The organism is Paractinoplanes deccanensis, assembly GCF_016862115.1.
Classification (GTDB): Bacteria; Actinomycetota; Actinomycetes; order Mycobacteriales; family Micromonosporaceae; genus Actinoplanes; species Actinoplanes deccanensis.
On sequence record NZ_BOMI01000186.1, the window covers coordinates 83,904 to 109,557 of the forward strand.

Below are 25,654 nucleotides of genomic sequence, written 5' to 3' on the forward strand. Positions count from 1 at the left end.
CGGCGGCTCTCAGCGGGGTGAGCGGGCCGGTGGGAAAACGTTCCGCGACCCTCTAGACACCTGGCTGTTACATGCGCCACGATATTGCCTACCCCATACGGTATGCAATCCCTGAAGCTGGCGGAGGGTCAGACCCCAGCGGCGGTGGCACCAGCGGAAGTTCAGCTCCACGGTCCGAAGTGCACGGCGTGGCGCACACAGGAGGTTCGCTCATGGGTAAGGCACTGGAGGGCGTTCGAGTCCTCGACATGACGCATGTACAGTCCGGTCCCTCGTCCACGCAGATCCTCGCATGGCTGGGCGCGGACGTCATCAAGCTGGAGGCTCCGGGCCAGGGCGACATCACCCGCTCCCAGCTGCGGGACATCCCCGATGTGGACAGTCTCTACTTCACGATGCTGAACGCGAACAAGCGCAGCATCACCCTCAACATGAAGCATCCGCAGGGCAAGGAGGTCTTCACCAAGCTGGTGTCCGGGGTGGACATCCTGGTGGAGAACTTCGGGCCGGGCGTCGTCGAGCGCTTCGGCTTCCCCTGGGAGAAGCTCCAGGAGATCAACCCCCGTCTGGTCTACGCCTCCATCAAGGGTTTCGGGCCGGGTCGCTACGCCGACTTCAAGGCGTACGAGGTGATCGCCCAGGCGATGGGCGGGGCGATGAGCACCACCGGCTTCGAGGACGGGCCTCCCACCGCGACCGGGGCCCAGATCGGCGACTCGGGCACCGGCATCCACCTGGTCGCCGGCATCCTGGCCGCCCTCTACCAGCGCACCCACACCGGGCGCGGCCAGCGGGTCCAGGTCGCCATGCAGGACGCGGTGCTCAACCTGTGCCGGGTCAAGCTGCGCGACCAGCAGCGGCTGGCGCACGGGCCGCTGGGGGAGTACCCCAACGAGACCTTCGGCGACGAGGTGCCCCGCTCCGGCAACGCCTCCGGCGGCGGACAACCCGGCTGGGCCGTGCGCTGTGCGCCGGGCGGGCCGAACGACTACATCTACGTGATCATCCAGCCGGTCGGCTGGAAGCCGATCTGCGAGCTGATCGGCCGGCCCGAGCTGGCCGACGATCCCGCCTGGAGCACCCCGCAGGCCCGCCTCAGCAAGCTCGACAAGGCGTTCGCGCTGATCGAGGAGTGGACCGAGCGGCACACCAAGCAGGAGGTCATGGGGCTGCTCAACGCGCACAACGTTCCGTGCGGGCCGGTGCTGTCGACCCGGGAGCTGATCGAGGACGAGACCCTGGCCGCGCTGGGCTCGGTGGTCGAGGTCGACCACCCCGAGCGGGGCCCGTTCAAGACGGTCGGCAACCCGATCAAGTTGTCCGACTCGCAGGTCGCCATCGAGCGGTCGCCGCTGCTCGGCGAGCACACCGAGCAGGTGCTGGGCGAGCTCGGCTACACCGAGCAGGGCATCGGCGAGCTGCGCGCCGCCGGCGCCGTCTGACGCGTGCCCTTCACTCAAGGAGACGAGATGTCGAATTACGACCGCGAAGCCGTGCGCCGGGTGCTCGAGCGGGCCGGTGCCGAGGGACGCAGTGCGCTGACCGCTCCGGAGGGGCGGCTGGTGGTCGAGGCGTACGGGATCGCCACACCGGGCGAGGGGCTGGCGACCAGCGCCGACGAGGCGGTGGCGCTGGCCGAGAAGATCGGCCTGCCGGTGGTCCTGAAGATCGTCTCGCCGGACATCCTGCACAAGACCGAGGCCGGCGGCGTGCTCATCGGGCTGGGCACGGCCGCGGAGGTCGCCGCCGGCTACGACACCGTCATCGCGAACGCGAAGGCGTACCAGGCCGGCGCCGACATCGTCGGCGTGCAGGTGCAGCAGCAGCTCACCGCCGGCCACGAGGTCATCGTCGGCACGGTGACGGACGAGACGTTCGGCAAGGTCGTCGCCTTCGGCCTCGGCGGCGTCCTGGTCGAGGTGCTCAAGGACGTCACCTTCCGGCTCGCCCCCACCGACCGGGAGACCGCGCTGTCGATGATCGACGGCATCGCCTCGGCCGAGATCCTGCGCGGCGTGCGCGGCGCCGAGCCGGCCGACCGGGAGATCCTGGCCGACCTGATCGTCCGGCTCTCGGACCTGGTCACCGACTTCCCGGAGCTGGCCGAGGTCGACCTCAACCCGGTGCTGGCGACCGCTGCCGGGGCCACCGCGGTGGACGTCCGCATCCTGGTCGACCCCAAGGCGGCCGAGCGCCCCGAGCAGTTCACCGACGAGGAGATCCTGGCCAGCATGAACCGGATCATGCGGCCCGCGTCGATCGCCGTGATCGGCGCGTCGGCCGAGTCCGGCAAGATCGGCAACTCGGTGATGAAGAACCTGGTGAACGGCGGCTACCAGGGCGAGATCTACCCGATCAACCCGAAGGCCACCGAGATCCTGGACCGCAAGGCGTTCAAGAGTATCGCCGACGTGCCCGGCCCGGTCGATGTCGCGATCTTCGCGATCCCGGCCACGTTCGTGCCGGCCGTGCTGGAGGAGGTGGGCGCCAAGGGAGCCGCCGGAGCCATCATGATCCCGTCCGGCTTCGGCGAGATCGGCAACCACGAGCTCCAGGCCGAGGTGCTCGGGATCGCGCGCCGGCACGGCGTACGGATCCTCGGGCCGAACATCTACGGCTACTACTACACGCCGGAGAGCATGTCCGCGACGTTCTGCACCCCGTACGACGTCAAGGGCGGGGTGGCGCTCTCCTCGCAGAGCGGCGGCATCGGGATGGCCATCCTCGGGTTCAGCCGCTCGGCCCGGATGGGGGTCTCGGCGATCGTCGGGGTGGGCAACAAGGCCGACATCGACGAGGACGACCTGCTGACGTTCTTCGAGAGCGACCCGAACACCCAGCTCATCGCCATGCACCTGGAGGACCTGAAGGACGGCCGGTCGTTCGCCCGGGCCGCCAAGCGGGTGTCGGCGAGCAAGCCCGTGCTGGTGCTCAAGGCCGGGCGCACCGACCAGGGCGCCAAGGCGGCGAGCTCGCACACCGGCGCGCTGGCCGGCAACGACAAGGTCTACGACGACATCCTGCGGCAGAGCGGCGTGATCCGCGCCCCCGGCCTCAACGACCTGCTGGAGTACGCCCGCGGCATCCCGCTGCTGCCCACCCCGCAGGGCGAGAACGTCGTCATCATCACCGGCGCCGGCGGCTCCGGGGTGTTGCTCTCGGACGCCTGCGTGGACAACCAGCTCACGCTGATGGAGATCCCGGCGGACCTCGACGAGGCGTTCCGCACGTTCATCCCGCCGTTCGGGGCCGCCGGCAACCCGATCGACATCACCGGCGGCGAACCGCCGTCCACTTATCGCAACACCATCGCGCTCGGCCTCTCCGACCCGCGCATCCACGCCCTGATCCTCGGTTACTGGCACACCATCGTCACCCCGCCGATGGTGTTCGCCGAGTTGGTGGTGGACGTGGTCGAGGAGTTCCGGGCGAAGGGCGTCAACAAGCCCGTGGTCGCCTCGCTCGCCGGGGACGTCGAGGTCGAGGAGGCCAGCGAACACCTGTACCGGCATGGCATCGTCGCCTATCCGTACACCACGGAGAAGCCCGTCGCCGTGCTGGGTGCCAAGTACCGGTGGGCTCGCTCCGCCGGTCTGCTCGGCGGCCACCAGGACGGCCGCTGAGTCGTGCACCGTTCCACCACACCGGGCAGTTGGAGGGGCCACTAGCGACACAGCGACCGCTCCGCGGCCAGGGTCAGAGGTCAGAGACGCCGTGCCGGGCCGGCCACCGGGCCGGACGGCGTCGCGAACCCAGGAGGTCCAACGTGGACGCTTCGAGCAACCCCTCGCCCCACGAACCCACGACTGGCACGACACCACCTACCGCCACCGCCACCGCGCCCGCCCGCGACGAGCGAGTATGGCGGGCCGGCAAGCTCGAACCGATGCCGATCAGGGAGCTGCCGAAGGCGCCGCCCTCGGTCCACCTGCTCGGCCCGACCGTCTTCCTCGTCGCCCTCGGCGTCGGCATGGGCGAGTCGTACATGTGGCCCCGGCTGGTCCTGATCTTCGGGCCGGAGATCCGGTGGCTGTTCCTGATCGGCGTCACCCTCCAGGCGTTCGTCATGCTGGAGATGGCCCGCTACGCGATGGCGACCGGAGAGAGCATCTTCTTCGGCGCCGCCCGGGTCTTCAAACCGCTGATGTGGTTCTTCTTCAGCGTGGCGATCCTGGTCTACATCTGGCCCGGGCACCTGTCCACCGGCGCCGCCGCCTTCGAGGAGGTGACCGGCATACCCTGGACGGTCACGGCCTGCGTCGGCCTGATCCTGGTCGGCATCGTGTTCAGCCTGGCCAAGGTGATCTATCCGCTGCTGGAGAGCCTGCTCGGCATCCTGATCGGCGTGCTCGTGGTCGGCACCTCCGTCGTCGCCTCGCTGGTCGGCCGGTGGAGCGACGTCACCTCGACCCTCGGCGGCATGTTCCACTTCGGCTACCTGCCGGACGAGGCGATGTCGGCGGCCTGGTTCCCGGTCATCGTCGGCGCGATCGCCTTCGCCGGCCCGTCCGGCATGCAGCAGATGTGGTACACGCTGCACCTGCGCGACTCGGGCGCCGGCATGGGCGCGCACATCCCGAAGATCCGCGGGCTGCGGCACGCGAGCGAGCAGGAGGAGATGCCGTCGCGGGGCTTCATGTTCGACACCGGCAACCCGGAGGAGATGAAGAAGTGGAAGGGCTGGCGGCGCTGGGTGACCTTCGACGCCCTGCTGCTCTTCTGGGGCATCACCATGCTGGTCACGATCTCGTTCACCGTGCTCGCCCAGACCGCCGTCCGGGAGAGCCCGAACGTCGGTGAGCTGATCCGGGAGGGTGACCGGGAGGTCGCGCTGACCGCCATGGCGGACGCCTTCGCCTCGGCCGGCGCGCCGGTGCTGCACGGCGTGTTCCTCGGGTTCATCGCGCTGATCGGGCTCAACGCCACGCTCGGCCTGTTCGACTCGTTCTCCCGTGGCCAGGCCGACATGACGTACCACTTCATGCCCGGCGCCAAGCGGTTCAGCATGTCCAAGCTCTACGCCGGCTTCCTCTGGGGCGTCATCACGTTCGGCATCCTGATCCTGAACTTCGGTCCCGCCGACGGCCCGGGCGCCATCCTCGACGTGCTGGCCTTCCTGTCGACCTTCGCGATGGGCGCGTACTGCGTCGTCCTGCTGCTGGTGAACAACCGGATGCTGCCCAAACCGATCCGCCCGGGCATCGTGCAGAACCTGGTGATCGGGTTCGGCGCGGTCTTCTACCTGGGCATGCTGGTCTACAGCCTGGTCCGGTTCGGCGTGGTCATCTGATGCGACGCCAGGAGAGTGTCATGACCGGACGCAACCTCGGCCAGCTCGCGTTGCCCGGCGCCGCCATCGGAGCGCTCGCCGGCCTGGCCGCCCTCGGCCTGGCCGTGATCGCGGGTCAGCCCCTCGGCTGGGCGCTGGCCACCGGGTTGGCGCTCGGGCTGCCCCTGACCCTGCTCGGCGGCGGTTTCGGGCTGCTGATGGCGGCCGGGAAAATCTCGCCGGGAGTGTTCGCCCCGACGGCGCTGTACTGGCTCGCGGGGTTCCCGCTCGCCCGGTTGGTCCATGAGATGCTGGCCGGTCTCCTGCTCACCGGCCGGCCCGCCCTGCCGCCGGACGTGCTCGGTTTCCTCGCCTACCAGGCGATCGTCAGCCTCGGCTTCGCGATCGGGTTCAGCTGGTTGTACGAGCGGGTGGCCCCGGGCTGGCTGCGCCGGATCCGGCACGGCAACCCGCGGGCCGAGCGCTTGTACCAGTTCTACCTGCGGCACGCCGAGGCGCAGTGGAAGGCGCGGGAGAGCCGGCGGCGAGCGAGGGCCGCGGCCCGGGCCGTCCGATCCAAGGGAGTCTCATGAATCTACCGCTCTGGGTGTGGGCCGTGACGATCATCGGCTTCGCCGTGATGATCGCCTTCGACTTCTACCTGGTCGCCCGGAACCCCCACGAACCGTCCTTCCGGGAGTGCGTCGCCTGGGTGAGCTTCTACGTCCTGGCGGCCGTCGCCTTCGGGCTCCTGCTGATGGGCACGGCCGGGGTGACCTACGGAGGGCAGTTCTTCGCCGGCTGGCTCACCGAGTACTCGCTCAGCGTCGACAACCTGTTCGTCTTCATCATCATCATGAGCAGGTTCGCGGTGCCGGTGAAGTACCGGCAGAAGGTGCTGCTGATCGGCATCGTGCTGGCGCTGCTGATGCGGGGCGTGTTCATCGCGGCCGGCGCCTCGGCGGTCGCGCGGTTCGACTGGCTGTTCTACCTCTTCGGCGCGTTCCTGATCTACACCGCGATCAAGCTGGTCGGCCCGCAGCAGGAGGACGAGTTCTCGGAGAACTTCGCCCTTCGCACGGCGAAGCGGATCCTGCCCACCACGGAGTCCTATCAGGGCGCCAAGGTGCTGGTCCGGGTGGACGGCCGGCGGATGGTCACGCCGATGCTGATCGTGATGGTGGCGATCGGCACGACCGACCTGCTCTTCGCGCTCGACTCGATCCCGGCGATCTTCGGGCTGACCCAGGAGCCGTACCTGGTCTTCACCGCGAACACCTTCGCGCTGATGGGCCTGCGGCAGCTCTACTTCCTGCTGGGCGGCCTGCTCGACCGGCTGGTCTACCTCAGCAAGGGGCTGGCCTTCATCCTGGCCTTCATCGGGGTCAAGCTCGTGCTGGAGGCGCTGCACCACGACGGGGTGTCCTGGGCGCCGGCGGTGCCGATCACCGTCTCGCTCGGGGTCATCGTCGGCACGTTGGTGGTCACCACCGTGGCCAGCCTGGTGAAGTCCCGCAGGAGCGGGGCGGACCGGCAGCCCGCCGCCACGGAAGGCGATCGCGAGACCGTGACGGCGGACCGGGACGCGGTCTGACCGGTCGTCAGGCCTTGATCAGGTCGTCGTCCGGTGCTGAGCCTCGAAAGAAGCGCTCGATCTCCTCGTCGCTCGGCCGGGCGGCTCGCCGCTGGCTCTCCAGGGCGGCCGCCAGGCCGAGCCCGAGGGAGCGACCGTCGGCCGGCGACCCGGACGGCAGGGCCAGCCGGTCGGAGAGGCGGGTCAGGGAACGGGACAACTTCCGCCAGGTGGTCATGACAACATCACTCCTGCTTGTCGGTCTTCCCGGGAAACGACGCTTCCCGGGACCGTGCGCACCGGACCGGGCGGTTGAGGACCGTCCGGGTCGGTGGTCCGGCAGGACACCCGGGTGGGCCTGGTGGGGCCGGGCACGCCCGGGTCGCCGGAGCTCTCGCCGTCACGCCTCGCGGCATGGCGGCCGGATCCATGTCTGTCGCGGGAGGACGGACGGCGGGGGTCGCCCGCACCGAGTGTGACCCGGTACGCCGCGTCTACCCAACGCCGTACCACCACAAACCCTCGCGTTCGTCCTGTGCGACAGGTGCCTGTTCGACACTTTCAGAATACAGGCTTCGGTATACAAAAAACGATCTAGTGACCAAAGCCACCGTGTCGCGCCCTCTAGACACTCGCCCGTGGCATGGTCCACGATTATTGCCTACCCCATACGGTATGCAATCTCAGCGGGCGACCACGATGGAGGGTACGGATCATGACCATCGCTTCACTGCGGGAATCGGACGCCGGCGACGTCACCGGTGCGAAGGAGCTCACCGACGGGATCCATCTGGTCGTCGATGCGCTCAAGCTCAACGAGGTGGAAGCCATCTACGGTGTCGTCGGCATTCCCATCACCGACCTGGCCCGCCTGGCGCAGGCGTCCGGGATCCGCTTCGTCGGCTTCCGGCACGAGAGCGCCGCCGGGCACGCCGCCGCCGCGGCCGGGTTCCTGACGAGGAAGCCGGGCATCTGCCTGACGGTGTCCGCACCGGGATTCCTCAACGGACTGGTGGCCCTGGCCAACGCGACAGTGAACTGCTTCCCCATGGTGCAGATCTCCGGGTCCAGCGAGCGGCACCTCGTCGACCTCCAGCGCGGTGACTACGAGGAGATGGACCAGCTCGCGGCGGCCCGCCAGTTCGCCAAGGCGGCCTACCGCGTCCACCGGGCCGAGGACATCGGCCGCGGCGTGGCCCGCGCCATCCGCACCGCCGTGTCGGGCCGGCCGGGCGGGGTCTACCTCGACATCCCGGCCGCGGTCCTCGGCGAGGTCATCGACGCGGACCTGGGCGCGGCGTCGCTGTGGCGGGTCGTCGACCCGGCGCCGCGGCAGGTGCCCGAGTCCGCCGCGCTGGACCGCGCGATCGACCTGCTCGCCAACGCCGAGCGGCCGCTCGTCGTGCTCGGCAAGGGCGCCGCGTACGCGCAGGCCGACGAGCAGATCCGCCAGTTCGTCGAGCTCACCGGCGTGCCGTACCTGCCGATGTCGATGGCGAAGGGCCTGCTGCCCGACGACCACCCGCAGTCGGTGGCGAGCACCAGGTCGCTGGCGCTGCGCCGGGCCGACGTCGTGATGCTCGTCGGCGCCCGGCTCAACTGGCTGCTCGGGCACGGCGACGCGCCGCAGTGGAACCCCGACGTCAAGTTCATCCAGGTCGACATCGCGAGCTCCGAGCTGGACAGCAACCAGCCCATCGCGGCGCCGCTCCTCGGCGACGTCGGCTCGGTGATGCAGGCCCTGATCGACCGGACCAAGCCCGGCCAGATCTCGGTGCCGGCGCCGTGGCGGGACGAGCTCGCGGCCCGGTCCGCGGAGAACGTGGGCAAGATGGCCAAGCGCCTCGCGGCCGCCGAGAGCGCCCACCCGATGAAGTTCCTCGGCGCGCTCCAGGCCATTCGCGACGTCCTGCGGGAGAACCCGCAGGCGTACGTGGTGAACGAGGGCGCGAACGCGCTGGACCTGGCGCGCAACACGATCGGGATGCGGGTGCCCCGGCACCGGCTCGACAGCGGCACCTGGGGCGTGATGGGCATCGGCCTGGGGTTCGCGATCGCCGCCGCCGTCGAGAGCGGCGAGCCGGTCGTCGCCATCGAGGGCGACAGCGCGTTCGGGTTCAGCGGCATGGAGCTCGAGACGATCTGCCGCTACGGCCTGCCCATCGTCACCGTCGTGCTCAACAACAGCGGCGTCTACCGCGGCGACGCCGCGGCGTCACCGTCCGGCGACCCCGCCCCGACGGCCCTCCAGGCCCGGCACGACGTCATGATCGCCGCGTTCGGGGGCCGGGGCTATCGGGCGACCACGCCGGAGGAGGTCGCGAGCGCGCTGCGCGAGGCCCTGGCGCTGGGCAAGCCCGCGCTCATCGACTGCGTCATCGACCCCGCCGACGGGACCGAGAGCGGCAACATCGCCCACCTCAACCCGAAGGGCATCACGGTCACGAGATGACGTGAACCGAGGACATCCTGGCAGGAGACGGAGGCCCGAACCCCATGTACACAGTGACCGATCCCGCGACGGGTGAACTGATCGAGAAGATCGAGAACGCGACCGAGGAGGAGATCCGGGAAGCGATCGATCGGGTCCACCGCGGATACCAGTCGTGGCGGCGCCGGACGGTCGCGGAACGGGCCGAGATCGTGGCGCGCGCGGCGGATCTGTTCGCCGCGCGCGCCGGCGAGCTGGCCGCCACGATGACCCAGGAGATGGGCAAGCGGATCAACGAGGGCCGCGGCGAGATCGGCGTGGTCACCGACATCTTCCGGTACTACGCCGACAACGCCGAGGCGCTGCTCGCCGACGAGCCGCTGGAGATCAGAGGCGGCCGGGCCGTCATCACCAAGAACCCCATCGGGCCGCTGCTCGGCGTCATGCCGTGGAACTTCCCCTGCTATCAGGTCGCCAGGTTCGCGGCGCCGAACCTGGTGCTCGGCAACACGATCCTGCTGAAGCACGCCTCGATCTGCCCCCGCTCGGCGGTCGCCATCGAGCGGATCCTGCACGAGGCCGGCGTGCCCGAGGACGCGTACGTGAACATCTTCGCCGCCAGCTCGCAGATCCCCGGGATGCTCGCCGACCCGCGCATCCAGGGCGTCTCCCTGACCGGCAGCGAACGGGCGGGCATCTCGGTCGCCGCCGAGGCCGGCAAGAACCTGAAGAAGGCGGTGCTGGAGCTCGGCGGCTCCGACCCGTTGATCGTGCTGGACACCGACGACCTGGACCAGACGGTGCGGGCCACCGCGACCGCCCGGATGCGCAACTGCGGACAGTCGTGCAACGCCCCGAAGCGGATGATCGTGCTCGCCGGCGTCTACGAGGAGTTCGTCGATCGCCTGACCGAGTATGTGGCCGAGACCTTCGTGCCCGGCGACCCCAGCGATCCCGCGACGAAGCTGCCGCCGCTCGCGTCGGTCGCGGCGGCCGACGAGGTGGCCGGCCAGGTGGCGAAGGCGATCAAGCAGGGCGCGACGCTGCGCACCGGCGGGCGCCGCGTCGACGGGCCCGGTGCCTTCCTCGAGGCCACCGTGCTCACCGACGTGACCCCGGAGATGGACGTCTACTACGAGGAGGTCTTCGGGCCCGTCGTGCTGGTCCTTCGCGCGGAGACCGAGGAGGAGGCGATAGCGATCGCGAACGACTCACCGTTCGGGCTGGGCGCCAGCGTCTGGGGCACGGATCCGGAGCGGCTGCGCCGGGTCGCCGAGCAGATCGAGTCCGGCATGGTCTATCTGAACAGCGCCGGCGGATCGCAGGCCGACCTCCCGTTCGGCGGGATCAAGCGCTCCGGGATGGGCCGGGAGCTCGGCCCGGCCGGCATCGAGGAGTTCATGAACAAGAAGTCCATCCGCCTCTGAATCTAGCTCGCGGCGTCCTGCCCCCCGCCCTCCTTACGGCGCTGGTGGTAGGACTCCCGCGTGCGCTCGGTGTGCTTGCGCATGATCTCGCCGGCGCGCCGGCTGTTGCCGCCGGCGATCACGTCGATCAGCGCCGCGTGCTCGTCCCACGCCTCCCGGCCACGGGAACGGGCGATCGGCGAGTAGTACCACCTGACCCGGCGGTCCACCATCGCGATCAGCTGGGCCAGCACCTTGTTGCCGGACATCTCGACCATGTACGCGTGCAGGGCCGCGTTCGCCTCGACCAGGGCCACTTGGCTGTCCTCGCTGAGCGCCTGCTCGCCGGCGCGCTGGAGCTCGCGCAGCCGCTCGACCTGCTCCGGCGTGGCGTGCTTGGCGGCGAGCCGCGCGGACTCCGTCTCGAGCAGGGTCCGGGTGGCGAGGAGTTGGTCGGCCTCCTCCTCGGTGGGCACGTGCACGAAGGCGCCGAGCGCGGGGCGCAGGTCGACCCATCCCTCGTTGTGCAGCCGCTGGAGGGCCTCGCGGACGGGCTGCCGGCTCACCCCGAGGTGGGCGGCGAGCTCGTTCTCGACGAGGTGCTCGCCGGGCTGGAGCTCGCGGTTGATGATCATCTCGGCGATGACGTCGTAGACCGCCTGGCGCAGGGGAGCGGGCCGCTCCAGCGGCTGCCGCGCTGCCCGGGACCCGCCACGTGCCGCGCCGAGCGACCGTCGTCCGCCGTTGGCGCCGGCCGACGTCGCGCTTGTCCGATCGGTCATGGACCACCTCCGGCTGCGAGAATCTACCTTGGCTATAGCATACAGTCGCCGAGATGCAATGAGGGTGGGCGGTCGAGCCGCCCACCCCTGCCGTGCTCCTCGCGCCGGTCAGCCGGCGATCGCGTCGCGGTACTCGACCTCCGGCACCGGCTCGAACTCGTTGACCTTCGCGATGGAGAGACCGTGTGCGGTGTTCGCCTCCCGCTCGATCATCACCTCGACCAGCACCGGCCGGCTCGTGCGCCGCGCCTCCTTGCTCGCCCAGGCCAGCGCGTCGGCGACCTCGCCCGGCTCGAACACCCGGCGGCCGGAACAGCCGTACGCCTCCATGATCTTGACGTTGTCGGTGCCGTGCTGGTCGTAGTGGATGTCCACCTCGTAGTTCATGTCGTAGCCGATCTCGGCCTGCCGGATCAGGCCGAGATACTCGTTGTTCAACATGATCAGCACGAACGGGATGTCGTACTGCGCGGCGACGGCGAGCTCCTCGACCAGGAACTGGAACGAGTAGTCGCCGACCACGCCCACCACCTCGGCGTCGGGCCGGGCCGACTTGACCCCGATCGCCGCCGGGATCTCCCAGCCCAGCGGGCCGGCCTGACCGCAGACCTGGTAGTGCCGGGGCTTGAACACCTTTTGGAACTGCCCCGACCAGATCTGGTAGAGGCCGATCGCGGTGACGAAGTAGGTGTCCGGGCCGAAGAACTCGTTGATCTCCCTGAACACCCGGGGCGCCTTGATCGGGACGGTGTCGAAGTCGTCCCGGCGCGGCAGGGTCTCGCGCAGCTCGCGGACCCGTTCGATCCAGGGGCGGCGATCGCTGTCGGCGCCCCGCTTCCTCGCCGCGGCCAGCAGCGCCGCGAGGAACGGCCCGGCGTCCGACACCACGCCGAGGTCCGGGCCGAACACCCGGCCCAGCTGGGTCGGCTCGATGTCGACGTGGATGAACTTGCGGCCGTCACGGTAGGTCTCCAGGTCACCGGTGTGCCGGTCGCCGAACCGGGCGCCCAGCGCGAGGACCAGGTCGGACTCCAGGAAGGAGGCGTTGCCCCACCGCTGGGTGGTCTGGATGCCGGTCATCCCGGCGAACAGGTCGTGGTCCTCGGGGAACGCGCCCTTGCCCATCAGGGTCACCTGGACCGGGACGCGCAACGTCTCGGCGACCTCGCGCAGCAGGCCGGCGGCCTCACTGATGATGACCCCGCCGCCGGCCAGGATCAGCGGGCGCTCGGCGGCCAGCAGCATGTCGAGGGCGCGCTCCACCCGGGGCGGGTGCGGCTCGATCAGGGGCACCGGCAGCGGCGCGTCGATCGAGGCGTCCCACTCGATCTCCTGCCGCGCCACGTCGATCGGCAGGTCGATCAGCACCGGCCCCGGCCGCCCGGAGCGGGCGATCCGAAACGCCTCCCGGAAGATCCAGGGCGCTTGGGCGGCCTCCTTCACCTGCACCGCCCACTTCGTCACCGGCTTGGCGATCTCGACGATGTCCACCGCCTGGAACGCCTCCTGGTGCAGCTTGCCGGTCGGCGCCTGGCCGGTGACGCAGACCATCGGGATGGAATCGGCGTGCGCCGTGTACAACCCGGTGATCATGTTGGTGCCGGCCGGCCCGGACGTGCCGATGGCCACGCCGACCCGGCCGTTGGTGCGGGCCCAGCCGTCCGCCATGTGGGTGGCGCCCTCCTCGTGCCGGACGATCAGGTGCCTGATCTCGCTGCGCCGCAGCGCGGCGTAGAGCGGAAGGATGGCGGCGCCGGGGCAGCCGAACGCGATGTCCACGCCCTCCGACGCGAGCACCGAGACGACCGCGTCCATGCAGGGAATCTTGGCCATGGATTCAACCCCTCATCTTCTTGGCCAGCAGGTCGGTCGCGGCATAGACGGTGCGCAGCGTGGGAGCGGGGGCGCCGGTGATGTCGGCCATCTCGACCACGGCCGCGACGACGGCGTCGAGCTCCATCTCCTTGCCGGCCTCGAGATCCTGGAGCATCGAGGTCTTGTGGTGGCCGACCCGCTGGGCGCCGTCGAGCCGCTTCTGGATGGAGATCTCGGGCGTGCTGCCCACCCGGGCGGCGATGTCGAGCGTCTCCTCCATCATCTGCTCGACCACCCGGCGGGTGCCCGCGCTCTCGCAGATCTCGGCCATGGTGGCCCGGGTGAGCGCGCTGATCGGGTTGAACGAGACGTTGCCCATCAACTTGATCCAGATGTCGTCCCGCAGCCGCGGCTCGACCGGGCACTTCAGGCCGCCGGCGACCATCGCCTCGCTGAACTCGAGGCACCGCTTCGACACCGTGCCGTCCGGCTCGCCGATGGAGAACCGGGTGCCCTCCAGATGCTGGATCACCCCCGGTGCGGCGATGACGGTGGCCGGGTAGACCACGCAGCCGATCGCCCGGTCCGGCGCCATCACCGCCGAGGTCGCGCCGTTGGGGTCCACCGCCTCGATGCGGCGGCCCTCGTACGGCCCGGGAAGCTTGTGGAAGTACCACCACGGGATGCCGTTCTGGCCGGCGACGAGCGCGGTGCCGTCGCCGAGCAGGGGAGCGAGAAGGGGGCCCGCGGTGGCGTACGAGTGGGCCTTGAGGCCGAGGAAGACGTAGTCGACCGGGCCGACCTCGGCCGGATCGTCGGTGGCGTGCGGATGGGCCGAGAAATCGCCGCGGGGGCTGAGCACCCGCACCCCGTGGGCCCGCAGCGCGGCGAGGTGCGCCCCGCGGGCGATCAGATGGACGTCCACTCCGGACCGGCACAGCGAGGCGCCGACATAGGCGCCGATGGCGCCGGCTCCGAGCACCGCAACTCGCATGGGCAACCCCTCCTCGCAGCTGATCCTGTATGCATTATGTGGAGTACAGTATGCAATCTGTGAGTGGCTGACAAGCCTGTGGGGACGCCGGGCCGGGCTCAGGGCTTCGTGGGCAGGAGGGCCTTCACGCCGGCGAGGTAGTCGTCGGGGTCGGTGCCCTCGATCAGCAGGCGCTGCACGATGAAGCCCTGCATCACGCCGAGCATGGCGGCGCCGACCTGGTCCGGCACGGCGGCGGCGTCCAGCTGGCCGGCGGCCTGCCATCGGCGGGCGACCTCGGCGAAGTAACCGCGCAGCCGCTTGTAGACGCCGTCGGCCCGGGTGGCGAGCTGAGGGCTGCGGAGCGCCTCCGCCCACACCTGGAGGCCGACCCTGGTCACGTCGATGCCCAGGTCCGGGTGGTGGGCCATCCGGCCGGCGATGACGTGGATCATCGCCGTCATGGCCTCCTCGGGTGAGGGGGTGGCGTCGTCGGCGAGCAGGGAGCCGAAGACCTCGTCCGCGGCCGACAGTGCCGTCTCCGCGACGGCCGTGATCAGGTCTTCCTTGCTGCGGAAGTAGCGGTACACCGCGCCGGCGGAAAGTCCCGTCTCGCCGATGATGTCGGCCATCGAGGTGGAGTGGAAGCCGTTCGTGGCGAAGAGCCGGGCCGCCGCCGCCATGATCTCGGCGCGGCGGTCGGCACGGTACTGCTCGGAGACGCGGGGCATGTGACGAAGAATAAAGGCGCCGCCCTCCTCGTGGCCGACGGTGATCAGGACCGTCGCCCTGCTCACGGTGATCATCAGCGTGATGCTCACCGCCTTCGCCTGGCCGGCGGTGCGGTCCTCGACCCACGACGTGCCGATCGCCGTCGCCGGGCCCGCCGCAGCCGCCGATCGGCAGGTCAGTGACCGGTGTCCGAGAGAGCGTCGCGCAGGGCCGCCCGCGTGCTGATGCCGAGCTTGCGGAAGGCGCCGTGCAGGTGGCTGCCGACCGTGCGTGGCGACACCAGCAGCCGCGCGGCGATCTCCTTGTTGGTCAGCCCGGTCGCGGCGAGCATCGCGATCTCGGCCTCCTTGCCGGTCAGCCGGATGCTCGTGGCGCCCGGCGACCGGCGGTGCGCGCCGGTGGCCCGCAACTCGGCGTCGGCGCGCGCCGCCCACGGCCGCGCGCCCAGCGAGCGGAAGGTCTCCGCGGCCGCCGCCAGCTGCTGCCGGGCCCGCACCGCGTGCCGGTTGCGCCGCAGCCGCTCGCCGTACAGCAGCTGGACCCGGGCCAGGTCGAAGGGGTAGCGATCGGCGGACGGCGTCGCCAGCGCCCTGTCGAACAGGTCGTCCGAGTCGCCGGCGACGGCGGTGGCGGCGGTGACGTGCAGGGCCAGGCGGGGCGAGATGCTTGCGACATCGGTGCCGTTGAGGGCGGCGGCGTGGGCCCTCGCCTCGGCGCGGTGGCCGCTGCGGGCCGCGGCCTCGGCCACGTCCAGCAGCACCCACATGACGTGCGGCGAGGTCCACGGCAGCGTGCCCGGCGGCACGATGGCGCTGAGCTCGGCGTACGCGCGCTGGTAGTCGCCCTGGGCGAGCGCGGCCAGCCCGTCGAGGTGGTGGGCGTGGAGGTGCCCGATCCCGTTGTCGCTCGTTCCCGACCATCCGACGGCTTCGCCGCGGTTGGCGGCGACAACCGTTCGCAGGAAGCGGGCGGGCGCGAGGTAGCGGGTGTAGCCGTACCGGCCGCTCATCTCGGCGATCTCGGCCCCGTTGCGGTCGGCCCGGTCCCACGCGCCGGTCAGCCAGTCCTCGACGGTCAGCGAGATCAGCGCGTGGATGGCCGCCGAGACGGCGCCGCCGCGCCGGCCGTCCTTGACCACGCGCTCCAGCGCGGCGCGGGCGCGGGGGATCCGGTCGACGTAGACGGCGGCTTTGCCGAGGCGCAGCGTGCGCTGAGGATCGGCGGGCTCGTCGAGCAGCGCGTCGAGGCGGGGCATCGCGGCGGCCGCCGTGGCGAGAGGATCCTTCAGGACGGCGACACTGACGCCGAGCACCGGCGAGTCCGGCGGCAGCTGCTCGTCCACGGCGGCCCACAGGTCGGTGCGGGCCGCGCTCCAGCAGGCGAGCATCAGCGTGTGCAGGGCGTCCTCGACGTCGCGTGCGGGCGCGCCGGGATTCGCCGCGAGCGCGTCGGCGACGATCCGGTGGGCGGTCAGGGCCGAGCCGTCCTCGTTGTAGAGCAGCTGGGCGGCGGTGATCGCGGCGCGCAGCGATGCGGCCGGGCCGGTCACCCGGACGGCCCGCGCCGCTTCGAGGCGGCCGCCCAGCTCCATGCCGACGTAGGCGGCGTGCATCAGCCGGTCGGCCCGGGCCGTCTCGGTGCCGCTGAGCTCGGCGGCCCGGCCGATCAGGTGGACGCTGCCGACCACGTCGCCACGGCCCAGAAGCAGCCGGCCGGCGTCCTCGAGCTCGGCGGCGACCGCCTCGTCCGGGTCGACGGTGGCCTCGGCCAGATGCCAGGCCCGCCGGACCGGATCGGCGCCGTGCCGGGCGGCCAGCACGGCGTGCGCCCGCTGCCGGGCGGCCGCGGTGGACGACTCGATGACCGCGACCCGGGTGAGCGGATGGATGAGGCTGACCCCCGCCGCCTCCAGCTGGGCCGGCTCCGCGTCGTCGCCGGTGCCGCCGAGCGCGACGCGCAGCAGCAGGTCCTGGGTGCTCGCGGGCAGGGCGGCGACCTCCCGCCGCAGCGTCTCGACCAGGCGGGAGGTCAGCGGAGTCCAGCTCGACGTGCTGCCGTGCGCCGGCAGCAGGGTCAGCGCCAGCGGGTTGCCGTGCGCCTCGGCCAGCACCCTGCGCCGGGCCTCGTAGGGCAGGCCGGGCCGGCGCAGGTCCAGCAGCCGGGCGCTGGCGTCGTCGTCCAGGGCGCCGAGCGGCAGGCGCCGGTCGAAGGGCAGCCCCGTGGCCTCGCCGGTGCGGTGCGCGCCCAGCAGCCGGAACCCCGCGCCGGGCAGGCGCCCGGCCACCGCGGCGAGGACCTCGCCGCTCATCCGGTCCAGCCACGGCAGGTCGTCCACCACGAGCAGGCCCGGGCCCGCCCTGCGCAGCACGGACAGTACCGCCTCGGCGATGTCCGGGATGCTCGGCTGCGGCCCGGTGTCCAGGCCGAGGCAGACCGCCAGCGCGGGCTCCGCCTCCGGTCCGGCGCCGAGCAGCAGCTGGTTGAGGGCGGCGAAGCTGATCCCCGACTCGAACTCGGCGCCGGCGCAGCGCAGCACCGTCAGCCCCGAGTCCTCGGCCCGGCGGGCGGCCGCCTCCAGCAGGGCGGTCTTGCCGATGCCGGGGTCACCGACGACGAGCAGCGCCCCGCCGTCCTCGATCTGCCGCAGTTCCCGCTCGCGTCCCACCAATGTCGTCATCGGCGTTCACGCTAGGAGAGGCGGCGGCCGGTCCGCACTATGTCGTGTGCCGCAGGCGGCGTAGGTCGGATGACCGGTGCCGCCGGCGGCCCGATGGCCCAGAGTGGCCCGATGCGAGTCAAGGTTGCCAGCTGCGTGGGCACGACCATCGAGTTCTACGACTTCTTCCTCTACGGCACCGCGGCGGCATTGGTCTTCCCGCAGGTGTTCTTCCCCGCTCTGGGTGGCGCCGCGGGCACGGTCGCCTCGTTCGCGACGTACGCCGTGGCCTTCGTCGCCCGGCCGCTCGGCTCCGTCGTCTTCGGCCACGTCGGCGACCGTTTCGGCGCCCGGCCGGCGCTCATCGCGACGCTGCTGACGATGGGCATCGCCACCGCCGCCATCGGGGCGCTGCCGGGAGCGGCCGTCCTCGGCGTCGCCGCCCCGATCATCCTGGTCCTCCTGCGGCTTGTGCAGGGCCTGGCCGTGGGTGGTGAGTGGGCCGGGGCGGTGCTGCTCGCCACCGAGTCGGCCCCGCCCGGGTCGCGAGGGTGGGCGGCGGTGTTCCCGCAGCTCGGCCCGCCGCTGGCGTTCGGGCTCGCCAACCTCACCTTCCTGGGACTCCTTGAGGTCAGCTGGCGGCTCCCGTTCCTGCTGTCGCTCGTGCTGGTCGCCGTCGGCCTCTGCGTGCGGCACGGCATCGCCGTCCCGCCGGTCCCGCCCGTCCCGTCCGGGGAACGGCGACGATCCCCGCTGCGGGAGGTCCTCGCACGCCAGCCCCGCGAGGTGATCCTCGGCGGCCTGGCGCAGACCATGCCGTTCGCCTTCTTCTTCACCGGTACGGCGTACCTGACCGGCTACGGGACACGGGCCGGTCTCGACCGCTCGGTGGTGCTCGGCATCGGCGCCGCCGCGGCGGTGCTCTTCGGCGCCGTGGTCGCGCTGGCCGGCGCCTGGTCGGACCGCGCCGGCCGCCGGCGGCCGATCATCGTGGCGTGCGTGCTGGCGGTGCTGTGGGCACCCGCGCTGTTCCCGGTGATCGACCTCGGCGGCCCGGTGGCGTTCGCGGCCGGGCTCGGCGTGACCCTTTCGATCTTCGCGCTGGCGTACGGGCCGGTCGGCTCCTACCTGCCCGAGCTGTTCCGGCGCGGCCACCGCTGCACCGGGGCCGGGGTGGCGTACAACCTCGGCTCGGTCGTGGGCGGCGCGATCCCGCCGCTGGTGGCGCCGGCGCTCGCCGCCGCCCACGGCGGCGTTGCCGTGGGCGGAATGCTCGCGCTGACTGCCCTGATCTCGCTGGCGTGCCTGCTGGCCCTGCCCTCCTACGCGCCGGCCATCAGGTCCGCGGCGCGCTCGGCGATCGCGTAGACGGTCGCGTTGGTGTTGGCCGACGGCAGGACCGGCATCACCGACGCGTCCACGATCCGCAGTCCGGTCACCCCGCGGACCCGCAGCTCGCCGTCGACCACGCAGTCGTGGCCGTCGCCCATGCGGCAGGTGCCGGCGAAGTGGTTGTACGGCCGGACGTTGTCGCGCGCGTAGTCGTGCAGGTCCCGGTCTCCCGGCAGCGCTTCCCGGCTCCGCCAGTCCTTCAGGGCGTCGGCGGCGCCGAGCTCGCGCGCGATCCGCAGTCCCCGCACCATCGTGTCGAGATCCTCCGGCGCCGTGTAGTAGGCGGGGTCGATGAGCGGCGTGGAACCGGGCCTGGCGTCCGCCAGGCGCACGGTGCCGCGGCTGCGCGGGTTCAGGACCGACACCCCGATGGTGAAGCCCCTGTCGAGGTCCGGACCGGCCAGCCCCTCCCGCCGGAGCGGAACGTCGATCATCAGGATCTGCAGGTCCGGGCCGTCCAGCCCGGTCGTGCCGCGGACGGCGCCCTGCACCTCGCCGTGATTGTTGACGGCGGCGGGAACGGTGCGCGACGCCTCGTAGACGATGCCGGACAGCGGATGGTCCTGCAGGCCGGTGCCGACGGCCGGCACGTCGGCGATGACCGGGATGCCGTGGCGCCGCAGGTCCGCGGCCGGTCCGATGCCCGAGAGCATGAGCAGCTGGGGCGAGCCGATCGCGCCGGCGCTGACGACGACCTCCCGGACGGCGGTGGCGGTGACGACCGGCCCGCCGCCGGTGCGGTACTCGACGCCGGTGCAGCGTTCGCCCGTGAACAGCAGGCGGTGCACCAGGGTGCCGGTGCGGATGTCCAGGTTGGACCGGTCCGCCGCCGGGCGGAGATACGCCGTGGCCGCGTCCGAGCGCCGGCCGTCGGCGATGCTCAGGTCGGCCCACCCGAAGCCCTCGTCGAGGCCCGCGGAGAAGTCCCGGACCAGCGGCCGGCCCGTCTCGGCGACGGCGGCGAGGAAGGCCGTCGACAGCGGATGCCGGGTCACGGCCGGGCCGACCCGCAGCGGGCCGTGCATGCCACGCACCGCCGGGTCACGGTCGGCGACCCCGCTGAGGTTCTCGTTGCGGCGGAAGTAGGGCAGCAGATCGGCGTACGTCCAGCCTTTCGTCGCCCAGCGGTCGTAGCTGCTCGGATGGCCGCGGGTGAAGGACATGGCATTGATCGTGGAGCTGCCGCCCAGGGCGCGGCCGTGGGGTACGGAGACCCGCCGGCCCTGCGCGGCGGCCTGGGGCACCGACTCGCCGCCCCAGTTCGCGGTGGTCGCCTCCAGGGCCGGCCACGCGGGAGGGACCGCCATCAGCGGCAACGGCTCGGCGTCGCCCGCCTCCAGCAGCAGCACCCGGGCCGCGGCGTCCTCGGACAGGCGGGCGGCGAGAACCGAACCGGCCGAGCCGGCCCCGACGACGATGTAATCAAACTCGGCGGAAGTCACGCGGTCGCCTCCGGGGTCAGGATCAGGACGGGGATGTGGCGGTCGGTCTTGGCGCGGTAGCCGGTGAAGGAGGGCCACACCGCGGCGGCGCGGTCCCACCACAGGTCGCGCTCGGCGCCCTCGGCCGGGCGGGCGGTGAACCGGCCGTGTGCCGTGCCGTCCCAGAGCTCCACCTCGGGATGGGCCACGGCGTTGTGGTACCAGGCGGGGTTGCGGGTGTTGCCGCCCTTGGACGCGATGACGGCGTACCGCCCGTCGTGCTCCACGCGGATGAGCGGGGTGCGGACCTCGCGGCCGGTGCGGGCGCCGCGGGTGGTCAGCACCACCAGCGGCGCGGCGACGTCGCCCAGCACGGCCTTGATGGCGTCGGTGGTGCCGGCCTCGTCCGCGGTGGCCAGCAGGCGGGCCTGGTCGTGACGCCAGCCGTCGTCCGGCACCGCGGCCAGGTCCATGTCGGCGGTCGGCTGCTCGGGCTCGGCCCGGCGGGTCCACGGCATCATGCCGCGCAGCCGGGCGCCGACCTCCTCCAGGGGATGCGTGGCCGCGGCCTGGCGCAGCTTGCCCAGGCGCGAGCCGCCGTGCTCCACGTCGTCGATCAGCTCGGCGGCGAACGTGCCGTTGCGGATCTCGGTGAGGATCCAGCGCATCTCGTCGCGGACGTGGCCGTCGATGATGCGCGGGCCCCGGGTGTAGTCGCCGAACTCGGCGGTGTCGGAGATGCTGTGCCGCATCGCCGCCAGGCCGCCCTCGTACATCAGGTCCACGACGAGTTTCAGCTCGTGCAGGCACTCGAAGTAGGCGATCTCCGGTGCGTACCCGGCCTCGGTGAGCACCTCGAACCCGGCCGTGACCAGGGCGGTCAGGCCGCCCGCGAGGACCGCCTGCTCGCCGAAGAGGTCGGTCTCGGTCTCGTCGGCGAAGGTGGTGCGCAGGGCGCCGGCCCGGGTGCCGCCGATCGCCTTCGCGTACGACAGGGCGAGCGGCCAGGCCCCGCCGGTGGCGTCCTGCTCGACGGCGACGAGCACCGGCACCCCGCGCCCGGTGCTGTACTCACGGCGTACGAGATGACCTGGGGCCTTGGGCGCGACAAGCGCGACGTCCACGCCGGCCGGAGGCGCGACCAGCCCGAAGCGGACGGCGAAGCCGTGGGCGAACAGCAGCGCCTTGCCGGGCGTCAGATGCGGCTCGATCGACTCGGTGTAGAGGGCCCGCTGCGCCGTGTCCGGCACGAGCACCACGATCACGTCGGCCCAGGCGCAGGCCTCGGCCGGGGTGCGGACGGGCAGGCCCTGCTCCTCGGCGGCGGCACGGCCGGCCGAGCCGGGGCGCAGCCCGACGGTGACGTCCACCCCGGAGTCGCGCAGGGACAGGGCGTGCGCGTGGCCCTGGCTGCCGTACCCGAGGACCGCGACCCTTCGGCCCTGGATGATCGACAGGTCGGCATCGTCGTCGTAATAGACCTCGACGGTCATTGTCTTCCTCACGCTGTGCGGTGAAACATCGGCGGGGCCAAGTGAAGATCCGGGCGGGCCGCGCGTGCAGGGAGAGTTCCTCCACTGTGTGCGCCCGGCGGGTGGGGGACTTCGACGTTTGGCCGCGGTCGGTAGCGCGACTGCGGGAACTACCGATGCCGCCGGGCCCGGGCCGGGCGACGGTCGGGGCATGACTACTCAATCTCTGCGGGGCAAGGTCGTGTTCGTCGCCGGTGGCGCCAAGAACCTCGGGGGCCTGATCTCCCGGACGGTGGCCCGGCACGGTGCCCGGGTCGCGGTGCACTACAACAGCGACAGCACCGAGGCGGCGGCCAAGGAGACCGTGGCAGCGTGCGAGCAGGTGGGCGGCGAGGCCTTCGCCCTGCAGGCCGACCTCACGAAGGTTCCCGAGATCAGGCGGGTCTTCGACACCGTCGTCGACCGCTACGGGTCGCTGTACGCCAGCGTCAACACGGCCGGGCTGGCCATCGGGCACGTCATGACCGACGTGACCGAGGAGGAGTTCGACCGGCACTTCGCGATCAACGCCAAGGGGGCGTTCTTCGTCATGGCCGAGGCGGCGAAGCGCATGGAGGACCACGGAAAGATCATCACTTTCGTGTCGTCGCTGCTCGCCGCGTACACGGGCCGCTATTCGGTCTACGCCGGCAGCAAGGCGCCGGTGGAGCACTTCACGCGGGCGCTGTCGAAGGAGCTGTTCGACCGGCACATCTCGGTCAACAACATCGCGCCGGGCCCGATGGACACGCCGTTCTTCTGGAACGCGGCCGCGCCGGGAGAGGCGGACTTCAGCAAGTCGATGAGCAACACCGGCGACCTCACCAAGATCGAGGACATCGCGCCGTGGGTGGAGTTCCTGCTGACCGGCGGCTCGTTCGCCAACGGGCAGACCCTGTTCGTCAACGGCGGCTTCTCGACCCGGTGAGACGAGTCGCCGGGTAGGTCATGTGACCGACGCGGAGCGCCCCACCGGTCGCTAGCTTTTCGAGGCATGCGGCTGGTGGGGCGGGAACACGAGATCGACGGCCTGGCCGGCTTCGTCCGGCAGGCCGCCGCGGACGGCGCCGTGCGCCTGCTCTACGGCGACCCGGGGGTGGGCAAGAGCGCGCTGCTCGACGCCGCCGCGGCGCTCGCCGAGAAGGCGGGGACGCGGGTCCTGCGCGTCACGGGCGTGCAGTTCGAGGCGGAGGTCAGCTACACGGCGCTGACCGCGCTGCTGGCGCCGCTGCCGGACCACGCCGGGCGCCTGCCGGCCCTCTACGCCGGCGCGCTGGCCGTGGCGCTGGGGGAGGGGCAGGGTCCCGCACCGTCCCGCCTGGTCGTGGGGAACGCGACCCTGGCGCTGCTGCGCGCGGCCGCGGCCGAACGGCCGCTGCTGATCATCGTGGACGACCTGCCCTGGATCGACCGGGCCAGCGCGACCATCCTCGGCTTCGTCGCCCGCCGGCTCGCCGGCACGCGCCTGGGCCTGCTGGCCGCCTCGCGCACCGGTGAGGCCGGCCACTTCGAGGGGGCCGGGCTGCCCGAGGAGGGCATCGCGCCGCTGCCGCCCGCGGCGGCGCGGCAGCTCGTCGACGTCCGGCACCCGCACCTGCCCGCCCCGATCCGGCGCCGGCTGATGGCCGAGGCCGACGGCAACCCGCTCGCTCTGCTCGAACTGGCGGGCACGCTGAGCGGGGCGGAACGGGCACCGGACGTCCTTCCGCTCGGCGAGCGGTTGCAGGCGGTCTTCGCCGTCCGGCTCGGCGGCCTCCCGGCCCGCACCCGCGAACTGCTGCTGCTCGCGGCGCTCGACCAGGCCGTCGATCTGCTCGTCCTGCGCCACGCCACCGGGGGCGGCCTGCACGAGCTCGGGCCCGCCGAGCGGGAACGACTCGTCGAGGTGAGCCCGCCCGCCAACCGGATCCGGTTCCGGCACCCGCTCATGCGGTCCGCGGTGGTCGACCTGGCCACCTCCGCCGAGCGGCGCGACGCGCATCGCGCCCTGGCCGGCCTGCTCGCCTCCGATCCGGAACGCAGCGCCTGGCATCTGGCCGCGGCGACCGAGCAGCCGGACGAGAAGGTCGCCGCCTTGCTGGAGGGGGTGGCCCGCGGCGTGCTGCGCCGCGGCGACGCGCCCGGCGCGGTCACCGCGCTCCGCCGCTCCGCGGACCTCAGCCCGGAGCCGGCCGATCGCAGCCGGCGGCTGGCCGAGGCCGCCTATCTGGGCGCCGACATCACCGGCGAGCTCGGCAGTGCCTCCCGCCTGCTGGCCGACGCCCGGCGCCTGGACCCGGCGCTCGGCGGGTCGTTGCACGCCGCCGCGGCCGCCGCCTACATGCTGGTCAACGGGGACGGCGACGTCGACACCGCGCACGCCGTGCTGGTCGGCGCGATCGACGCCGGCGGGCCCGAGCTGGACGCGGGCAACGACGATCTGATCGAGGCGCTGCACACGTTGCTGCTCGTCTGCTGGTGGGCGGGGCGCCCGGAGCTGTGGGAGCCGTTCCATCGCTTCCTCGGCCGGCTCAGGCCGGCCGTGCCCGGCCAGCTCGACCTGCAGAGCCGGACCTTCCCCGACACCGCGCGGGCCACCGCGCGCGACCGTGCCGCCCTGGTCGCCGCCATCGCCCGGCAGGACGGCGAGTTCGAGCCCAACCGGATCATCCGGACCAACACCTCCTCGGTCTATCTCGACCTGCTCGACGGCTGCCGGGCCGGTGCGTGGCGGCTCGTCGAGGACGGCCGGGCCGGCGGCGCCGTCCGCAGCAGCCTGGGCGCGCTCATGCACCTGTGCCTCGACGACTTCGTCACCGGCCGGTGGGCCGAGGGCCAGCGGCTCGCCGACGAGGGGCTCGCGTTGTGCCGCCGCCACCATTACGACTTCATCGTCTGGTACTTCCTCTACCACCAGAGCGTCCTGGCCGCCGTCCGCGGCGAGCACGACGCGGCGGCCCGCTGGGCCGGCGAGCTGACCGACGTCGCCCTGCGGCGCAACGCCCAGGGCGCCGCCCGCTTCGCCTGCCAGGCACGGGCGCTGTCGGCGATCGGCCGGGGCGACTACGACGACGCGTTCCGCCACGCGAGCGGCCTGAGCCCGGCCGGCGAGCTGGCCCCGTACACCCCGCATGCCCTGTGGGTCGTCCTCGACCTGGTCGAGGCGGCCTGGCACACCGGCCGCCGGGCCGAGGCCCGCGCCCACGTCGAGGCGATGCGCGGCGCTCGGCTCCCGGAGCTCTCGCCGCGGCTCGCCCTGCTCACGGCCGGCTGCGAGGCCATCGTGGGCCACGAGGAGCTGTTCGCCGCGGCGGTGGCGACGCCGGGCGCGCAGCGGTGGCCGTTCGACCTGGCCCGGATCCGGCTGCTGCACGGGGAGCGGTTGCTCGGCCGGCGTGCCGTCGTCGCGGCGCGCCCGATCCTGCGGGAGGCCCGCGCGGCGTTCGACGACCTCGGGGCCGCGCCGTGGGCCGAACGGGCCCGGCGAGCGCTGCGAGCGGCCGGCGGCGATCGGCGCGAGACCGGGCCGGAAAGCCTTACCCCTCAGGAGAAGCAGATCGCGCTGATGGCCGCCGCCGGCCTCACCAACAAGGAGATCGCGACCCGGTTGCGGCTGTCGCCGCGATCCGTCGGCACCCACCTCTACCGGATCTTTCCGAAGCTCGGCATCGGCAAGCGTGCCGCGCTGCGCGACGCCCTAGTACTGCAACGGCA

18 protein-coding genes and 1 pseudogene are annotated in these 25,654 nt (G+C 72.1%); 10 read left to right on the plus strand and 9 right to left on the minus strand.

Annotated elements, in window-relative coordinates; genetic code table 11:
• Nucleotides 1–212: 212 nt before the first annotated feature.
• From frc to Ade02nite_RS44070, 5 genes are all read left to right on the plus strand, one after another.
• Entirely contained in the window at nt 213–1,442 is a 1,230-nt protein-coding gene (frc, locus tag Ade02nite_RS44050) for a formyl-CoA transferase (protein WP_275409994.1), read from the plus strand.
• A 27-nt stretch (nt 1,443–1,469) separates the two neighbouring features.
• Nucleotides 1,470–3,623 (plus strand): acetate--CoA ligase family protein, encoded by a 2,154-nt coding sequence (locus Ade02nite_RS44055; protein ID WP_203777186.1) that lies wholly within the window; start codon nt 1,470–1,472, stop codon nt 3,621–3,623.
• Between the two features lie 263 nt (nt 3,624–3,886).
• Entirely contained in the window at nt 3,887–5,290 is a 1,404-nt protein-coding gene (locus Ade02nite_RS44060) for an Nramp family divalent metal transporter (protein WP_203777188.1), read from the plus strand.
• A 20-nt stretch (nt 5,291–5,310) separates the two neighbouring features.
• On the plus strand, nt 5,311–5,862 hold the full coding sequence (locus Ade02nite_RS44065; protein WP_203777190.1) for a hypothetical protein: 552 nt from the start codon (nt 5,311–5,313) through the stop codon (nt 5,860–5,862).
• Nucleotides 5,859–6,863 (plus strand): TerC family protein, encoded by a 1,005-nt coding sequence (locus Ade02nite_RS44070; protein WP_203777192.1) that lies wholly within the window; start codon nt 5,859–5,861, stop codon nt 6,861–6,863. The genes Ade02nite_RS44065 and Ade02nite_RS44070 overlap by 4 nt, the downstream gene beginning before the upstream one ends.
• A gap of 7 nt (nt 6,864–6,870) precedes the next feature.
• Here Ade02nite_RS44070 and Ade02nite_RS44075 read toward each other — a convergent pair whose 3' ends face one another.
• Nucleotides 6,871–7,080: a hypothetical protein gene (locus tag Ade02nite_RS44075; RefSeq protein ID WP_203777194.1), complete on the minus strand. Its 210-nt coding sequence runs from the start codon at nt 7,078–7,080 to the stop codon at nt 6,871–6,873.
• A gap of 477 nt (nt 7,081–7,557) precedes the next feature.
• Between Ade02nite_RS44075 and oxc the strand changes: the two genes are divergently transcribed.
• Nucleotides 7,558–9,294 carry an oxalyl-CoA decarboxylase gene (oxc, locus tag Ade02nite_RS44080; protein ID WP_203777195.1) on the plus strand — a complete coding sequence of 579 codons (1,737 nt, stop codon included), beginning with the start codon at nt 7,558–7,560 and terminating at the stop codon, nt 9,292–9,294.
• A gap of 44 nt (nt 9,295–9,338) precedes the next feature.
• Nucleotides 9,339–10,700 carry an NAD-dependent succinate-semialdehyde dehydrogenase gene (locus Ade02nite_RS44085; protein ID WP_203777197.1) on the plus strand — a complete coding sequence of 454 codons (1,362 nt, stop codon included), beginning with the start codon at nt 9,339–9,341 and terminating at the stop codon, nt 10,698–10,700.
• Nucleotides 10,701–10,702: 2 nt separating this feature from the next.
• On the opposite strand, the gene Ade02nite_RS44090 is transcribed toward Ade02nite_RS44085, so the two are convergent.
• From Ade02nite_RS44090 to Ade02nite_RS44110, 5 genes are all read right to left on the minus strand, one after another.
• Nucleotides 10,703–11,461, minus strand: a complete 759-nt coding sequence (locus Ade02nite_RS44090) for a GntR family transcriptional regulator (protein ID WP_203777199.1) — start codon at nt 11,459–11,461, stop codon at nt 10,703–10,705.
• A gap of 108 nt (nt 11,462–11,569) precedes the next feature.
• On the minus strand, nt 11,570–13,294 hold the full coding sequence (gene gcl, locus Ade02nite_RS44095; RefSeq protein WP_203777201.1) for a glyoxylate carboligase: 1,725 nt from the start codon (nt 13,292–13,294) through the stop codon (nt 11,570–11,572).
• A gap of 4 nt (nt 13,295–13,298) precedes the next feature.
• Nucleotides 13,299–14,270, minus strand: a complete 972-nt coding sequence (locus tag Ade02nite_RS44100; protein WP_203777203.1) for a 2-dehydropantoate 2-reductase — start codon at nt 14,268–14,270, stop codon at nt 13,299–13,301.
• A gap of 98 nt (nt 14,271–14,368) precedes the next feature.
• The gene (locus Ade02nite_RS44105; protein ID WP_203777205.1) at nt 14,369–15,070 is read right to left on the minus strand and encodes a TetR/AcrR family transcriptional regulator; all 702 of its coding nucleotides are present in this window, start codon (nt 15,068–15,070) and stop codon (nt 14,369–14,371) included.
• A gap of 86 nt (nt 15,071–15,156) precedes the next feature.
• Entirely contained in the window at nt 15,157–17,658 is a 2,502-nt protein-coding gene (locus tag Ade02nite_RS44110) for an AAA family ATPase (protein ID WP_203777207.1), read from the minus strand.
• A 111-nt stretch (nt 17,659–17,769) separates the two neighbouring features.
• Here Ade02nite_RS44110 and Ade02nite_RS44115 point away from each other — a divergent pair, with 111 nt between their 5' ends.
• Nucleotides 17,770–19,005: an MFS transporter gene (locus tag Ade02nite_RS44115; protein WP_239169495.1), complete on the plus strand. Its 1,236-nt coding sequence runs from the start codon at nt 17,770–17,772 to the stop codon at nt 19,003–19,005.
• Here Ade02nite_RS44115 and Ade02nite_RS44120 read toward each other — a convergent pair.
• The 3 genes and pseudogenes from Ade02nite_RS44120 to ilvC all read right to left on the minus strand — a co-directional run.
• Nucleotides 18,960–20,471 carry a GMC family oxidoreductase gene (locus tag Ade02nite_RS44120; protein WP_203777209.1) on the minus strand — a complete coding sequence of 504 codons (1,512 nt, stop codon included), beginning with the start codon at nt 20,469–20,471 and terminating at the stop codon, nt 18,960–18,962. The two genes, Ade02nite_RS44115 and Ade02nite_RS44120, sit on opposite strands and share 46 nt — an antisense overlap.
• A complete protein-coding gene (locus Ade02nite_RS50005; protein WP_307871256.1) occupies nt 20,468–20,971 on the minus strand; it encodes a nitroreductase family deazaflavin-dependent oxidoreductase in 504 nt (167 codons plus the stop codon). The genes Ade02nite_RS44120 and Ade02nite_RS50005 overlap by 4 nt, the downstream gene beginning before the upstream one ends.
• Nucleotides 20,951–21,943 (minus strand): annotated as a pseudogene (gene ilvC, locus Ade02nite_RS44125) (ketol-acid reductoisomerase); the annotation flags it as partial. The gene Ade02nite_RS50005 and the pseudogene ilvC, both read right to left, overlap by 21 nt.
• A gap of 190 nt (nt 21,944–22,133) precedes the next feature.
• Here ilvC and Ade02nite_RS44130 point away from each other — a divergent pair.
• Both Ade02nite_RS44130 and Ade02nite_RS44135 read left to right on the plus strand, forming a co-directional pair.
• The gene (locus Ade02nite_RS44130; protein WP_203777213.1) at nt 22,134–22,889 is read left to right on the plus strand and encodes an SDR family oxidoreductase; all 756 of its coding nucleotides are present in this window, start codon (nt 22,134–22,136) and stop codon (nt 22,887–22,889) included.
• A 66-nt stretch (nt 22,890–22,955) separates the two neighbouring features.
• Nucleotides 22,956–25,654: AAA family ATPase (locus Ade02nite_RS44135; RefSeq protein ID WP_203777215.1), on the plus strand; the 2,699-nt coding region annotated here is incomplete at its 3' end.